The following is a 15346-nucleotide window of genomic DNA, read 5'->3' on the forward strand; positions in this document are numbered from 1 at the left end:
GCCAGCTAACCCAAGTTTTCGCGCTCAAACTAGCTGAGGCACGACACTGCAGCCACGCGACCTCTCGCGCTCACGATCTGTGAGGCACGACTTACCCTTCGCGCTCAGTTTGACATGAGGCACTACGGGATGAACGCGGTTCGGGCACGTCATCGTGCTCTTTGGTACCGCAGACAAGCACGGGGTCTGCTACTCACATGACCAGCAGACCCCTTGGCTCACTGACAGTCGATGACGTATCAGTGAGCGGTTTAGTAGGAGGAGTAACCGTCCTCGGTCAGCTCGTGCTTCTCGTTACCGGTGATGGCCGGGTTGAAGATCGACACCAGGATCAAGTCCTCGTTGTCGCCGCCCTTCAGGGTGTGGGCATCGTGCTCGTCGAGCACGTAAATGGTCCCTTCAGTGATCTTGTGCTCGGTACCGTCAGGCTCCACCACGGAACCGGAACCGCCGATGCAGTAGCAGGCCTCCAGGTGGTTGCGGTACTGTAGTTTGGAGGAACTGCCGGCCCGCACAACGGTATGGGCCACAGCAAATCCCATGTTGTCTTTGTCCACAAGCAGACGCTCGGAGGTTCCGCCACCCCATTCAACTTTTTCGACGTCGTCACGGCTACGAGTAAACATTATTCTCCTTCCGTTGTCGTCGCCCCGGGCGACAGGTCCGGCCCGGAGCGAACGCTTCTCTTTCTCACGTTAGGGGCCGGTTCACGTGGTGTCAGTATCTGAACGACGTGTTTCAGACACTGTTTAAAACCACACAGCCTGCATTCAGCACGTACCCGTTGAGGTGGGCAACGGGCACCTGGGATCTGGTTAGGCCTCAATAATGATCGGCACGATCATTGGACGACGGCGTAGTTTGCGGTTCACCCACGATCCGATCGCTCGACGCATGACTTGCTGTAGCTGGTGATTGGTGTGCTTCTTATCGGAAGCGGCTGCCTCTTCCAGGGCTTTGATGATCTTGGGTTTGACCGATTCGAAGACGGTGTCATCTTCGGCCACACCTCGGGCGTGAATGTCGGGTCCGGAGACAATCTTTCCGGTTTGCCGGTTGATCACCGCAATCACCGAGATAAAGCCTTCTTCGCCCAACACCCGACGGTCCTTGAGATCTGCGTCGGTGATTTCGCCAATGGACTTACCGTCGACGTAGACATAACTACAGTCGATTTCGCCCACAATCTCGGCATGACCGTCTTTGAGGTCGACCACAGAACCGTCTTCGGCCAGAATCACCTTCTCGGTGGGAACCCCGGTGGCTTCGGCGATCCGACCGTTGGCGATCAGGTGGCGGACTTCCCCGTGGATCGGCATCACGTTGCGGGGTCGAACAATGTTGTAGCTATAGAGTAGTTCCCCTTGTGAAGCGTGGCCAGAGACGTGCACCTGGGCGTTGCCCTTGTGCACCACTTCGGCACCGAGTTTCATCAGGCCGTTGATCACCCGGAATACGGAGTTTTCGTTACCAGGGATCAGCGAGGACGCCAGCACGACCAGGTCCTCGGGCTGGATTTGGACCTGGTGGTCGCCGTTCGCCATCCGGGATAGGGCAGCCATGGGCTCGCCCTGGGAGCCGGTCGACATCAACACAATGCGGTTGTCGGGGTAGTCATCGACCTTCTTCATGTCGATAACGGTGTTGTCTGGGATGTTGAGGTAGCCCAATTGGGCAGCGATTCCCATATTCCGCACCATCGAGCGACCGACGAAGGCCACTTTGCGCTGGTGCATCGCCGCGGCATCAAGGACCTGTTGGACACGGTGGACGTGGGAGGAGAAGCTAGCGACAATAATGCGTCGTTGTGCGCGCCCGAACAGCGACTCTAGCACCGGGCCGATGTCTTTTTCGGTGGTGGTAAAGCCGGGAACTTCGGCGTTGGTGGAATCAGTCATGAACAAGTCCACGCCTTCTTCACCCAATCGAGCGAAAGCGCGCAGGTCGGTGATGCGACCGTCAAGGGGCAACTGGTCCATCTTAAAGTCACCGGTGTGCAACACGGTGCCCGCCTCCGAGCGGATAAACAGCGCCAAGGCATCGGGAATCGAGTGATTGACGGCGACGAATTCGAGTTCGAAGGGCCCGAGCTGTTCGAGCTGACCTTCCGTGACAGCCAGCGTGTAAGGAGTGATGCGGTGCTCTTCGAGTTTGGCTTCAATCAGGGCCAGGGTCAATTGCGAGCCCACCAGGGGGATATCGTCTTTCATCCGCAACAGGTAAGGTACCGCGCCGATGTGATCTTCGTGGCCGTGGGTGAGGACGATGCCGACCACATCGTCAAGACGATCGCGGATGTAGTCAAAATCTGGCAGGATCAGGTCAACACCGGGTTGTACTTCTTCAGGAAAGAGCACACCACAGTCAACGATGAGTAGTTTTCCGTTGAGCTCGAAGACGGTCATGTTGCGGCCAACATCGCCGAGCCCGCCCAATGGCACAATGCGCATGGTTCCGCCAGGCAGTTGAGGGGGATGAGACAGCACTACTTGCTGTTCGTGGGGCATGAAGGTCCTTTCGGAAAAATATCAGAATGAAATATTTGTTTCGGCCAGGTCTGTACGGATGGCCTTGAGGTCTTCTTCGGTGGCCTCGGTAAGAGGCAGGCGCACGGTCGGCGATGAAATCAAGCCCTGACCGGCCAGGATGGCCTTCGAGGCGACGGCGCCCTGGTGGTGGGACATCACCGCGCGCTGGACCGGGTCGAGTTGAAAATGCAGTGCTCGGGCAGTAAGCAGGTCGCCCTCATTCAGGGCGTCCACCATCGCACGGTAGGTCCCGGGGGCAATGTGAGCGCTGACCGAGATCACGCCAACGGCACCGGCAGCCATCAGCGGGAAAGTCATCAAATCGTCGCCGGAATAGACAAACAGGTCTGTTTCAGCCAGTATTGTGGTGGTCGATTGGTAGTCGCCCTTGGCATCTTTAAGCGCCAAAATATTGGGGTGATCGGCCAGAGCGACGATGGTCTCAGCGGCAATGGGACGCACCGAACGTCCGGGAATGTCGTAGAGGATCACTGGCACGTCAGTCGCCGAGGCCACGGTTTCAAAGTGTGCTTTGATACCGGCCTGCACTGGCTTGTTGTAGTAGGGAGTCACCAGCAACAACCCGTCAACTCCGGTGGCCGCAGCACGTCGAGAAAGTTCGGCTGAATGAGCCGTGTCGTTCATCCCGGTTCCGGCGATAATTTTGCACCTGTCGCCGACAGCTTCTTTGACCACCTGGTACATCAGCACGTTTTCGTCATCCGTCAGCGTCGAAATCTCACCGGTGGTTCCGGTCACCACGAGTCCGTTGACTCCAGAATCCACCAAATGCGTGCCAAGTTTTTGAGCGGAGTCGGCATCCACCTGACCGTCGGCGGTGAATGGTGTCACCATAGCAACCAGGGTGGTACCGAAAACGTCTTCTGCTTGCTGACTCAAATCGCTCATGGACATAGCTTACCTGTGACGCACGCGGGGTACATCATTGCCGTACCGTCACTCTGTAAAGTTGTTCACGGCATCAGGTATTTCATCGTCACGCTGTCCCAGCATCCAGGCGGGCCTTAAGAGGTGACGATCTAGACACAGGATGAGCACCCAACTATGGCTTCTTCTTCCTCAACCACGGGTTCGCCCTTTGGGCTCCGGCAACGACTGACCGGTATCGATGTCGCCCGCGCACTGGCGATTCTTGGCATGATTGCCGTTCACGTCTACCCGCTGAACGTCACGGATGCAGCCACCGGCCGTATCGTCCCCAGTTGGGTCGGGTGGATCGCGGCGGGGTCGTCTTCGGTGCTGTTCTGCGTTGTGGCGGGTGTTTCGGTGGTGTTGCTCAGTCGCAACGCGTCGACGGTGGGTTTCGGACAGATCGTGATTCGTTTGCTGTTACGAGCCACCGTGTTGGTATTGCTGGGTTTGACCCTGGGCCAGCTGGATTCCGGGGTTGCCGTGATCCTGGTGCACTACGGGGTGCTTTTCGTCATTGCCATCGCCTTCCTGAAGCTCTCGGCCAAGGTCTTGGGTGTGCTGGCGGTCAGCTGGTTGGTGCTGATGCCACTGCTGTTCGGAGTGCTCAACCGGTTCCTCCAGGCGGCTATGGGCCGAGTGGAGTACGTCAACAACTTTCGGCTATGGTCCAACCCGAATTTCATCACGTTGTTGGAGCAACCGGGTGTCACGCTCTGGGACGTGCTGGTCTCGGGCTACTATCCGGTGCTCGTGTGGACCGGTTTCTTACTGCTGGGCATGTTTATCGCCAAGATGGACCTGCGGTCCTTTCCGGTGCATCTGTTGCTCTTCGGCGCGGGATTGCTGGTGGCTGGTCTGACACGTGCCGCCGGCTATGGGCTCGCATCGAATCCGGGGCGGCTCCGGCGGTGGAGCGAGCTGAGCTTCACCGACCCGGCCGAGGCCCCGGCTGCCGCACTGACCGGGTCGGGTATGGTCACTCAGTACCTTGTCGGTGACCCTTCCTGGTATGTGATGGTCGCCCCGCATTCCACGGCTCCCCTCGATGTGCTCTCCACGGCCGGGATTGCCGTGGCGGTGATCGGATTGTGTCTCATCCTCACCCAGCACACAGCGGGTCTGGGCGATAAGGTCCTCTATCCGCTGATCGGCGCCGGAGCCATTCCCCTGACCCTGTACGTCGCTCACGTGCTGGTCATGGCGGTGTTGGGCGATGAGGCCGGCTCCGAATGGACCGTGTTGCTGATCCAATGGGGCGCGTGCTTGATTCTGGGCACTGCACTTCGGATCGTGGGCTGGCGTGGCCCGTTGGAATTCCTCATACACGCGGTGTCCACGCATTTAATTGTGCTCAACCCGCCGGCTAAAGACTCCCGCTAGGCGCGTCTCAAACCACGTGACGGCCTGAATCAGTCTTGCCCGGCTTCCATCTTGATGGCCTTATTCAGCGCTTGTCGGGCACGACGTCGGTCACCGGCGGCATCATAGGCCAGTCCCAGGCGGAACCAGCTCCGCCAGTTCTCCGGATCGTTCTGGGTTTCTATTCGGTAGATCTCGAAATCCTCATCGGCAGCAGCCTGATCGATCTTGTTGTATTTTCCCCGCGGGAGGTCATCGACCGGCAAGCCACCTTCCTGGTCGAGAATTTTCGCCAACCGTTCGGTCCCGACCCCAAAACGCCATTCTCTCATCAACGCCCAGATCCCGAACAGGAGCATGACGATCACGGCCCAGCCGATCAGGTTGGCCAGGGTGGACTGGGAACTGATGAACCCGATCGCAGACGTCAATCCCAGGAAAATGAAAAGCAAGGCCAACACAATCAGTGCGATGGCCGCAATCTTATTCTTCATCGAGACTACTTTTACCTCAACTGACTCAGGTTTTAGTGCAGATCTAAATACGCATCCAACCCGTAGCTCAGCCCCGGGTTATCTGCTACCTGTCGCAAGCCGAGCAAAACACCGGGCATATAGGAGCTACGGTCGAAGGCATCGTGTCGCAAGACCAGCTGTTGCCCGGGACTACCCAGCAGCACCTCTTGGTGGGCTTCAAGCCCCGCCAGCCGGACCGCGTGGACGTGAATGTCGTCAATGGTCGCCCCGCGAGCACCGTGGGGATCCTGTTCGGTGGCATCGGGGCTGGGTGGAAGCTCGTGCTCGGCGCGGGCCTGGGCAATCATTGACGCCGTGCGGGTGGCAGTTCCGGAGGGAGCATCAACTTTATGAGGGTGATGCATTTCGATAATTTCAACCGAGTCGAAGTACCGTGCAGCTTGAGTGGCAAACTGGGTGGCCAGCACTGAGCCAATCGAAAAATTCGGAGCAATCAGCACTCCCACATCGGGGTGGTCCCCCAACTGTTGTTGGAGACGGTCCCGCTTCTCATCGGACCACCCGGAGGTTCCCACGACGGTGTGCAGCTCGTGTTCGACAGCGAACTGAACCACTGATTCAGACACCGACGGGACCGTGAGGTCCAACACGTGGGTGGCCTCGGAGTCAAGAATTTCTTCCAGCTGAGACTTTGAGTTCAGTTGAGCCACCAGGCGCATGTCCGGGGCTGCCTCGATGGCAGCCCCGGCATGCTGGCCCATTTTTCCGGTCGCGCCCACCAGGGCCACGTGAATATCTGTCTGTGAGGTCATGTCCCCCACTCTAGCGGCCGGGACTGGATGGGCGCTGGGAGACACTGTTTAGAAGCGGTCAGTCTCTCTGAAGCGTCCGCGGCCGTCAGACTGGCCTGCAGAATAAGAGTGGGTTGGGGATTCCTCAGCCCCGAGCTGGTAGAACGGCTCGGTGAGGTTGTCGTGACGCCATGCCTGCCACCACGACACATGGCTCATCTGCCGGTCGATGTCTTCGGCGGAGGAGCCCATGCGCGGGTCGATCTGCAGGTAGCGCTTGGTTTCTCGTGCAATCAGTCCCGACATCGCCAGCAGGCCGATGATGTTCGGCACAGCCATCAAACCGTTGGTCAGGTCCGAGAAATCCCACACGATTTCCAGTGGCAAAGTACACCCCAGATAAATCACGATGCAGAACAGCACGCGGTAGGGCATCACCCAAGCGCGACCCAGCAGGCGTTCCACATTGCGCTCGCCGTAATAGGACCAGGCCAGCATGGTGGAATAGGCGAACAGGATCAGACCGATGGTGACGATCAGGTGGCCCCAGTTACCGGGAAGCCCTTCGGTGAAGGCGTTAGCGGTCATGATGGCGGCTTCTTGGCGTTCTCCGGCCTGCCAGGCTCCGGTGGTAATCAGCACCAGACCGGTGCAGGTCACCACAATGATGGTGTCGATAAAGGTCTGGGTCATCGAGACCAGGCCCTGGCGGACCGGGTGAGTGGTCTTGGCAGCTGCCGCGGCAATCGCGGCCGAGCCCATCCCCGACTCGTTCGAGAAAATACCGCGAGCCACACCGTACTGGATGGCAATAATCATCGCCGAGCCGGCGAAACCACCCACCGCAGAGGTTCCGGTGAAGGCATCGGTGAACACCATGCCAAGGGCCTCGGGAAGCTGACCGGCGTTAGCGATCAGCAGCCACAGTGAGCCCAGCACGTAGAAGACAATCATCACCGGCACCAGGGCGGAGGTGACATTCCCAATGGATTTAATACCGCCTAGCAAGACCACTAGCGTGAGAACCGTCAGGATCAGTCCGGTGATCCACGGTTCAACGTTGAACGAGTTCTCCACGTTGGAGGCAATGGAATTGCCCTGAGTCATATTGCCAATGCCGAAGGACGCGAAGAACGCAAAGATCGCGAACAGCAGGCCCAAGACTTTGCCGTACCAGCTTCCCAGTCCCCGTTCCAGGTAGTAGGCCGGGCCACCGGACTTTTCGCCCTTCGCATCATTGGTGCGGTAGAGCACACCCAAAAAGGCTTCGGAGTACTTAGTTGCCATACCCAATAGTGCGGTGACCCACATCCAAAACAAGGCACCGGGTCCACCGATTGATAACGCCGTGGCCACCCCGACGATATTTCCGGTCCCCACTGTCGCTGCTAGCGCTGTGGTGAGCGCCTGGAACTGGGAGATATCTCCGTCATCAGAGTCGTCTTTACGCTGGACGAATCCCAGCTTCAGGGCGCGTCCCAGCGTTCGGAATTGAAGACCGCCGTAACGTACGGTCAGGTAGAGACCCGAGAGCAAAAGTAAGGGCATCAGAAAAAATGGTCCCCAGACAAAGTCTCGAATCGCCACGATCACTTCATGGATGGAATTGATCAGAGCGTCCATGCCGGTCCTTTAGTGTGAGTGTTTAACTGTTTATCGGTTGTCCGGCCCGACACTGATCTGTGTTCTGGGCGAGTCCGCCAGCAGCCGGGCCATCCCAACGACTTCGTCCGCTGAGACACCTGTGATTCTAGCCACAGAACCGTCTAAGTCAATGTATTGACCCGTGACGAGTTCGGCGCGTCCGAGTCGTGACATCCGTGCTTCGGTGTTTTCTAGTCCCAACACCACGTTTCCTGCGATTTGACCGTGGGCTCGTTCGAGCTCATCGGCGGTGACGCCTTTCTGCGCGAGCGTGTCGAGTTCTGTGCTCATGACCTCAATGACCTCGTCGGCTTTAGCTGGATGGCATCCGGCATACATTCCGAAGTAGCCCAGATCAGAGTAGCTGGCAGCAAAAGAATAGGTCGAGTAGGCCAGGCCACGCCGTTCTCGGATTTCTTGGAACAACCGAGAGGTCATCCCGCCACCGAGAATGACGTTCATCACCGTCATCGCGAACCGGCGTGGATCCACGGTATTCAGGCCCCGGCCACCGACCATCACCGCGGTTTGTTCTACTGGACGGGTAAGCGTGAGGCGTTCGGTGTTCATGACCGGGAATTCAGCGTGGTGGTCGCGACGCGGTGCCGGGGTCTGGATCAGGTTGCTTTCCGGACTCATCCATCCACTACGGCTCAGTGCGGCAGAAACCGTTTGCACCAGTTCTTTGTGGTCAAGCCCTCCGGCTGCGGTAATCACGAGTTGCTCGGGGCGGTACCACCGGTTGTAGTGGCTTACCATGTCCTCGCGACTGATGGAGTTGATCACCTCGGGGGTGCCACCGATGGACCGGCCGAGCGGGTGTCCGGGCAAGACCTGTTCGGCCAGGGATTCGTGGACCACATAAGCCGGGTCGTCGCTGTCGACGGCGAGTTCTTCGAGGATGACTCCGCGCTCGGTATCCATCTGCTCTGACTCGAGCAGTGGTGCGGTCACCATATCTGTGAGAATGTCTACCGCCATAGCGAGGTTGGTGTTGATCACCCGGGCGTGGTAACAGGTGGACTCTTTCGCGGTCGCAGCATTGACATCTCCACCGACCCGGTCGAAAGCTTCGGAAATATCCCACCCGGTGTAATTCGCACTGCCCTTGAACAGCAGGTGCTCAAGAAAGTGGGTTGACCCGTATCCTGATGGCTGTTCATCCCGCGAGCCCACCCCGATCCAAAATCCGATGGAAACGGCTTTTTGTCCGGGCATCACTTCGGTCAGGATACGCACACCGTTGTCGAGGACGGTGCGTTCAACGAGGTTACCTCCCCCACCGTTATAGATCACACCGGAGTACTGCGGGTCAATATCGATGGTGGCCATGCTGGGTAGTTTAGTGCCTGACTCCAGCCGGCAGTTCAAGTTCGAGCACCCGGTAGAATCCGGCGTCATCGATGACTGCATCCACCCGGGCATAGGTCGGGATGGTGCCCCACCGATCAGTGACGCTCGCGATAGCATCCTGCCCCAAGCGCACCTGATCTGCGGTAGCCTGCCACGGCGTGTTGGTTTCCTCGGCAAACAGCGTGCCGATGATCGCTCCCGTTTCGGGAATGCTGACCCGCTTATTGGCAACGTGGCTAAATTCTCCAATGATGAATACCAGTAGCCATTCTCCCTCGGTGGCTACCGGCTCAAGGGCTGGTGTGGTGGAACCGTGAGACGTACCGACTCCCCGCGCCCATGGCAGGTTTAATCACCACGACAGACTGCGGATGGCCACCGAGTGTTTCCCCGGGCTCGATCACCGTGGTGGGGATTATAGCCACCCCGTCGTCCACCGGATCATCTCGGTCGGATTGGCCAGGGTGCTGGCCTGGCTAACGTGATCCGGCCAGGCGAGGAAGTCCTCTCGTCGGTCACTGTAGTCCCAGGTTGAACCCAACACCACCACGTCGAAGTGCACCAGTCGACGTGTGCGTTATCCCAGTTCACCACCTGGAACCGGTGGCCAAGTTGTTCGCCGGCTACGATCATCGGGGATTCGTCCTCATCTAGTCCGTGCGCGACAACGGCCCCCACCCATACCGGGTGCGGGGCCGTCATCGTGTCGGTCAAAGCCGGGAATTAGTCCTCATCGGACTCTTCGGTAACCGGGATCAGTGACAGCTTGCCACGGTCATCGACTTTGGTGATTTCGACCTGAATCTTTTGGCCAACACCTACGACGTCTTCAACATCTGCGACACGCTTGCCGTCGTTGAGCTTGCGCAACTCGGAGATGTGTAGCAGACCGTCCTTACCGGGGGTCAGCGAGATGAACGCGCCGAAGCTGGTGGTCTTCACGACCGTACCCAGGTAGCGTTCCCCGACCTCGGGAACCTGCGGGTTAGCGATGCTGTTGATCGCACCCCGGGCCGCTTCTGCGGCAGCGCCCTCGGTGGCACCGATCAGCACCGTACCGTCATCTTCGATACTGATTTCAGCGCCGGTGTCTTCCTGGATGGTGTTGATCATCTTGCCCTTCGGCCCGATGACCTCACCGATTTTATCGACCGGGATCTGTACGGTGAGGATCCGCGGAGCGTAGGGACTCATCTCGTCGGGGCCGTCGATGGCCGAGTCGATCACCGACAGGATGTGCAACCGCGCCTCGCGAGCCTGGGTCAGGGCGGCAGCCAGCACCGAGGCGGGAATACCGTCCAGCTTGGTGTCCAGCTGGATGGCGGTAACGAACTCGGAGGTACCGGCAACCTTGAAGTCCATGTCACCGAACGCATCTTCAGCGCCGAGGATGTCGGTCAGGGCAGCATAGCGCGTTTCACCGTCGACGGTGTCGGAGACCAGCCCCATGGCGATACCGGCCACGGGAGCTTTCAGTGGCACGCCGGCGTTGTACAACGCCAGGGTCGAGGCACACACCGAGCCCATAGAGGTCGAGCCGTTGGAGCCCAGTGCCTCGGAGACCTGACGGACCGCATAGGGGAACTCTTCGCGGGAGGGGATGACCGGCACCAGAGCGCGTTCGGCCAGGGCGCCGTGCCCAATCTCGCGACGCTTGGGCGAACCCACACGGCCGGTTTCACCGGTGGAGTAGGGCGGGAAGTTGTAGTGGTGGATGTAGCGCTTATTGGTGACCGGGTTCAGCGAATCAATCTGTTGCTCCATCTTGAGCATATTCAGGGTCGTCACGCCCATGATCTGGGTTTCGCCACGTTCGAAAATGGCCGAGCCGTGCACGCGTGGCAGGACCTCCACCTCGGCAGTCAGCTTGCGGATGTCGGTCAGACCACGACCGTCGATCCGGACCTGGTCCTTCAGGATGCGCTGGCGTACTACCTGTTTGGTGACTGCACCGTAGGCCTTAGCGATTTCATCGGCACGCTCTTCGAACTCCCGGCCTTCACCGGTCAGTTCTTCCACGACTTCCTCGCGGTAAGCGTTGTCGGCCGACTCACGCTCGTGCTTATCGGCAATGGTGTAGATCTCACCCAATCGCGTGGAGGCCAGTTTCTCCACAGCCTGGTAGGCGTCTTCTTGGTAGTCAATGAACAGTGGCACATCAACGGGATCTTTCTGAGCCCGTTCGCGCAGGTCGGCCTGCGCCTCACACAGGGCGCGGATGAAGGGTTTGGCAGCTTCCAGACCGTCAGCGACGACCTCTTCGGTGGGGGCCTGAGCGCCCTGTTCTTTGACCAATTTCCACACGTGGTCGGTGGCTTCGGCTTCGACCATCATGATCGCAATGTCGTCATCGACCAGACGACCGGCGACCGCCATGTTGAACACGGCGTCGTCCAGTTGGGAGTGCTTCGGGAAGGCAATCCACTGGCGCTCTCCGGAGCCGTTGTCCATCAGCGCCATACGCACGCCACCGATCGGGCCGGAGAAGGGCATGCCGGACAGGCTGGTGGACATCGAGGCCGCGTTGATGGCCACGGTGTCGTAGAGCTCATCGGGGGCGATGGAGGTCACGGTGACCACGACCTGGACCTCGTTGCGGATGCCCTTCTTAAAGGCCGGTCGTAACGGGCGGTCAATGAGACGGCAGGTCAGAATCGCATCGGTGGAGGGACGACCCTCACGACGGAAAAACGAGCCGGGGATCTCGCCCTTGGCGTATTGACGCTCCTCGACGTCGACGGTCAGCGGGAAGAAGTCGAAACCTTCGCGCGGGCTATTGCCCACCGCGGTGGCCGAGAGCATCGACGTCTCATCATCGATGTAGACCATGGCCGACCCAGCAGCCTGCTGGGCCAACCGGCCGGTTTCAAAGCGCACCGTGCGCTTGCCGTAGGCGCCGTTGTCAATCACGGCTTCGGAAAACTTAATTTCAGGACCCTCCATGGGTCTCCTTTCGTGGTTTTCCACCTCAAGGCCTACCCCAGTCGGTCTTCGATCGAAGCCCTCGGATGCTGTGGGATAACCCACCGGTACGATACCGGTAGGACACCGCGGTTCCGAAAGCCACTGTCGAGGACCGCACACGAACGTGGCTGACCTATCAGTGGAGTTTCAGGGTTATTGACTTATCAGCATCGGCCTACTGTGGCCTGACACAACGAAAGCGGCGACTTGATCCCAAGTTCGCCGCCTTCGGTCAGATAGATCACTTACGCAGTCCCAGTCGCTCGATCAAGGAGCGGTAGCGCTCAATGTCGACTTTCTGCAGGTACTGCAACATGCGACGACGCCGACCCACCAGAGCCATCAGGCCACGGCGAGTGTGGTGGTCGTGCTTGTGCTCTTTCAAGTGCTCAGTCAGATCCGAGATACGACGGGTCAGCACGGCAACCTGAACTTCAGGAGAACCGGTGTCACCTTCGTGAGTCGCGTATTCTTGGATGATCTGCTGTTTAACTTCAGGGGCTAATGCCATGATAAAAACTCCTTGGAGTGTGCCGCGTTCAAGGACAACACTGCCAACCCGTGGGTTGCCAGCCAGTGCCCGCCACCGCGGACCGCAGCAAGCACCGGAATCAGTCTAACAGGTTTGTGTTACATTCCCCCACGCGGTATCCTGCCACGGTGGTACCGGCCGTGCACGAACCAATAGATCCCCAGGCTGGCCAGCATCAGACCGACGCCGGTTGCATACAGCAGACGATACCCCGAGTAGGTAATCAACGATCCCAGCAACACTGGAGCGAGCGCCACCCCGGAGTCCAGCGCGAGAAAGTGGGTTGAGGTGGCCATCGAGACGCGTTCTGGTGTGGCCCGTTGGACTCCGACCACTTGCAAACAAGGCACAGCACCGCCAAATCCGCATCCGACCAGAGTCCCGGCGAGCACTACGGCCCAGAGGTCTTGGGTGAGGGCAAGGAGTCCTAGGCCTGCCGCAAAACACAGCAACAGAGCTGGTATGACCGAGTTTTCACCACGCCGGTCTTGTAAGCGCCCAGCAAAGAGCCGGACCAGCAACATCGCCACGGAGAACACTGCGAAGAAGATCGAGGCGCTGGCCGGTTCACCGGTGGAGATCATAAACGGTGTCAGATAGGTCATCACCACCGAGTATCCAAGTCCGCACAACAACACCACCCCGGCAACAGGTAACGCATCCAGGTCGACGATGGTATCGAACCGGACACCGCGCAACGTCTCTCGCTCGGTGGCTGAGATCTCCGGTTCGGGGACCTTAAGGATCAAGACCGCGACCAACGACAAGACCGACAACGCCCCGGTATAAGTAAACATCCACACCGGGTCAACCGACAGGCTCATCGGCACCGCGAGCAACGGACCAATCCCATTGGCGATGGTCCCCGAAATCCCAAAGTAGCCGATTCCTTCCGCGAGACGGTGGGCGGGAATCAACGAAATCGCCACGGCTGTAATGGCGGTATTAATCAGGCCGAAGGCCAGCCCGTGGATCAGTCGCACCGTAATCAGTAGAGGGTAGTTTATCGCCAGCAAGTAGAGCCCCGAGCAGGCTCCAAAGACGATCAGTCCCACTATCAGCACGCGCCGTCTACCGATCACGTCAATGTATTTCCCGAAGGCCAGCCGGGCCAGCGCTGCTCCCAGGACGTAGGCGCCCGCTGCGAAGCCGGCAGCGGTCTCCTCAACGGCGAACATGCGAATCGCATAGACCGCCATGAAGGTCATCAACGAGATGAAAACCAAAGAGACGAACAGCTGAACGCCAATGGTCAGCACGTAGGCGGGAGTAAACAGCCGTGGTGATGGTTCGATGGTGTGTGCCCCCTGAATAACCACACATCCGCGCGTGGGTCTACTCTTGGCTATTGACGCCAGAAGCTGACGGGCCAGACTGGATCTGAGGGCGGGCTACGGTGTCCAGCGGAGCCACCCCGTTGCCGTGGCTACTTATTAAATGAGTGAATCCTCTTTGTTCACCGTTTCAGCGTCCTTGGCGGCTTTGCGCTTGTCATGCTCTTTCTTGCGCTCTTTTTTCGCCTGTCGCTCGCGTTCCTTATTTTCTTCGGCGACGCGGCGGATCTGATGCTGGGCCTGGTCGACTTTGTCATTTTCTCCGTCACGTCCGGTCCAGACCTTGATGACTGCCCAAATCACCGCCACCAGAGGAACCGCTAGAATTGCGCCGATAATACCGGCCAGCACCGTACCACCGGTCAGGGCCATCAAGATGATCAATGCGTGCAGTTTCAGAGTCTGCGACATCACTACCGGTTGCAGGAAGTTGCCTTCGAGCTGGTTGACCAAAATAACCGCGGCCAACACGATGATCGCCACCACCGGGCCGTTGGCGACCAGGGCAATCAGGGTGGCCAAAATGCCCGCCAGCGTAGCACCAACCATGGGGATGAACGAGCCCAGGAAGACCACCACACCCAGCGGGATAGCCAGTGGAACCTGCAAGATCAACAGCGCGATAGTAATACCAACGGCGTCCACGGCCGCCACGATCGCGGTGCCACGGATGTATCCGCCGAATGTCCGCTGGGCGCGGTCACCGGAGGCGATCCACTTATCGCGGAAGTGCTCGGGCGTCCAGGAGACGAAGAAGGCCCAAATCCGGTCGCCGTCTTTTAGGAAGAAGAACAGGATCACCAGGAAGAGCACCAGCCCGGTGACAAAACTTCCGGCCGCACTGATCGTGTTGACGGCACCGGTGCCGAATTGTGGGGAGGTTAAGAAGCTCTGAATGGAGTTCAGCAGGCTATCGACCTGTTCCTGTCGGAGTTCCAGATCGACATCGCCAAGCAGCTCATCAGCCCAGGCACGCAACTGATTGAAACCGTTGATGGCCTGATTGACCAGGGTTTCCCACTCGCTCATCACCGAGAACACCAAAGCGGTTCCGACACCGCCGAGCACTAGCAACGAGCCTAAGAACACGGACCAGGCGGCCAGCATGCTATTCATCACCGTGCGACAGAGTCGCACCAGTGGCCACAGCGCGCAGGCGATGATCAGGGCTAGCAAGGTCGGGATGACGATCAGGGTCAGCTGGAGCATCGCGAAGATCACCGCGATGGCGACAATACCGATCAGCAGGATTTGGGCTGCCCGGATACTGGTGCGTCCAAAGACGTCGGTCCAAAGCTGTTTCAGGGAGAATCTGGGGATTCGCGTTGAGGTCTCCGCGGCTGGTTGAGCAGTCTCCGAGGCGTGTTCCGAGGAGTTACTGGTGTGTGTCATGCACTGATCCTGCTGGTATCCGGGTTGATCGACATCACGA

At 58.9% G+C, this 15346-nt stretch carries 13 protein-coding genes; 2 read left to right on the top strand and 11 right to left on the bottom strand.

What is annotated here, in order from left to right:
- Positions 1 to 251: 251 nt before the first annotated feature.
- From DCC25_RS10365 to dapA, 3 genes are all read right to left on the bottom strand, one after another.
- Positions 252 to 626 carry an ectoine synthase gene (locus tag DCC25_RS10365; protein ID WP_110099579.1) on the bottom strand — a complete coding sequence of 125 codons (375 nt, stop codon included), beginning with the start codon at positions 624 to 626 and terminating at the stop codon, positions 252 to 254.
- 189 nt (positions 627 to 815) lie between these two features.
- A complete protein-coding gene (locus DCC25_RS10370) occupies positions 816 to 2507 on the bottom strand; it encodes a ribonuclease J (RefSeq protein WP_110101629.1) in 1692 nt (563 codons plus the stop codon).
- Between the two features lie 21 nt (positions 2508 to 2528).
- Entirely contained in the window at positions 2529 to 3437 is a 909-nt protein-coding gene (dapA, locus tag DCC25_RS10375; RefSeq protein ID WP_110101655.1) for a 4-hydroxy-tetrahydrodipicolinate synthase, read from the bottom strand.
- 156 nt (positions 3438 to 3593) lie between these two features.
- Here dapA and DCC25_RS10380 point away from each other — a divergent pair, with 156 nt between their 5' ends.
- On the top strand, positions 3594 to 4841 hold the full coding sequence (locus DCC25_RS10380; protein WP_110101630.1) for a heparan-alpha-glucosaminide N-acetyltransferase domain-containing protein: 1248 nt from the start codon (positions 3594 to 3596) through the stop codon (positions 4839 to 4841).
- Between the two features lie 29 nt (positions 4842 to 4870).
- Here DCC25_RS10380 and DCC25_RS10385 read toward each other — a convergent pair whose 3' ends face one another.
- From DCC25_RS10385 to DCC25_RS10400, 4 genes are read right to left on the bottom strand one after another with little or no spacing between them, the layout of a single operon-like run.
- Positions 4871 to 5314, bottom strand: a complete 444-nt coding sequence (locus DCC25_RS10385) for a hypothetical protein (protein ID WP_110101631.1) — start codon at positions 5312 to 5314, stop codon at positions 4871 to 4873.
- A gap of 32 nt (positions 5315 to 5346) precedes the next feature.
- Positions 5347 to 6108 carry a 4-hydroxy-tetrahydrodipicolinate reductase gene (gene dapB, locus DCC25_RS10390; protein WP_110101632.1) on the bottom strand — a complete coding sequence of 254 codons (762 nt, stop codon included), beginning with the start codon at positions 6106 to 6108 and terminating at the stop codon, positions 5347 to 5349.
- A gap of 48 nt (positions 6109 to 6156) precedes the next feature.
- Positions 6157 to 7710: a sodium:alanine symporter family protein gene (locus DCC25_RS10395; protein ID WP_110101633.1), complete on the bottom strand. Its 1554-nt coding sequence runs from the start codon at positions 7708 to 7710 to the stop codon at positions 6157 to 6159.
- 30 nt (positions 7711 to 7740) lie between these two features.
- On the bottom strand, positions 7741 to 9063 hold the full coding sequence (locus tag DCC25_RS10400; RefSeq protein ID WP_110101634.1) for a pitrilysin family protein: 1323 nt from the start codon (positions 9061 to 9063) through the stop codon (positions 7741 to 7743).
- Between the two features lie 13 nt (positions 9064 to 9076).
- On the opposite strand from DCC25_RS10400, the gene DCC25_RS10405 reads away from it, so the two are divergent.
- Positions 9077 to 9349 (top strand): hypothetical protein, encoded by a 273-nt coding sequence (locus tag DCC25_RS10405; RefSeq protein ID WP_158524782.1) that lies wholly within the window; start codon positions 9077 to 9079, stop codon positions 9347 to 9349.
- Positions 9350 to 9807: 458 nt separating this feature from the next.
- On the opposite strand, the gene DCC25_RS10410 is transcribed toward DCC25_RS10405, so the two are convergent.
- From DCC25_RS10410 to DCC25_RS10425, 4 genes are all read right to left on the bottom strand, one after another.
- On the bottom strand, positions 9808 to 12027 hold the full coding sequence (locus DCC25_RS10410) for a polyribonucleotide nucleotidyltransferase (protein ID WP_110101636.1): 2220 nt from the start codon (positions 12025 to 12027) through the stop codon (positions 9808 to 9810).
- A 262-nt stretch (positions 12028 to 12289) separates the two neighbouring features.
- Entirely contained in the window at positions 12290 to 12559 is a 270-nt protein-coding gene (gene rpsO, locus DCC25_RS10415) for a 30S ribosomal protein S15 (RefSeq protein ID WP_110098700.1), read from the bottom strand.
- 119 nt (positions 12560 to 12678) lie between these two features.
- Positions 12679 to 13899, bottom strand: coding sequence for an MFS transporter (locus DCC25_RS10420; RefSeq protein WP_110101637.1), 1221 nt, complete (start codon positions 13897 to 13899; stop codon positions 12679 to 12681).
- 114 nt (positions 13900 to 14013) lie between these two features.
- A complete protein-coding gene (locus DCC25_RS10425; RefSeq protein WP_110101638.1) occupies positions 14014 to 15306 on the bottom strand; it encodes an AI-2E family transporter in 1293 nt (430 codons plus the stop codon).
- Positions 15307 to 15346 lie beyond the last annotated feature (40 nt).

Source organism: Auritidibacter sp. NML120636, from assembly GCF_003185945.1.
Lineage (GTDB): Bacteria > Actinomycetota > Actinomycetes > Actinomycetales > Micrococcaceae > Auritidibacter > Auritidibacter ignavus.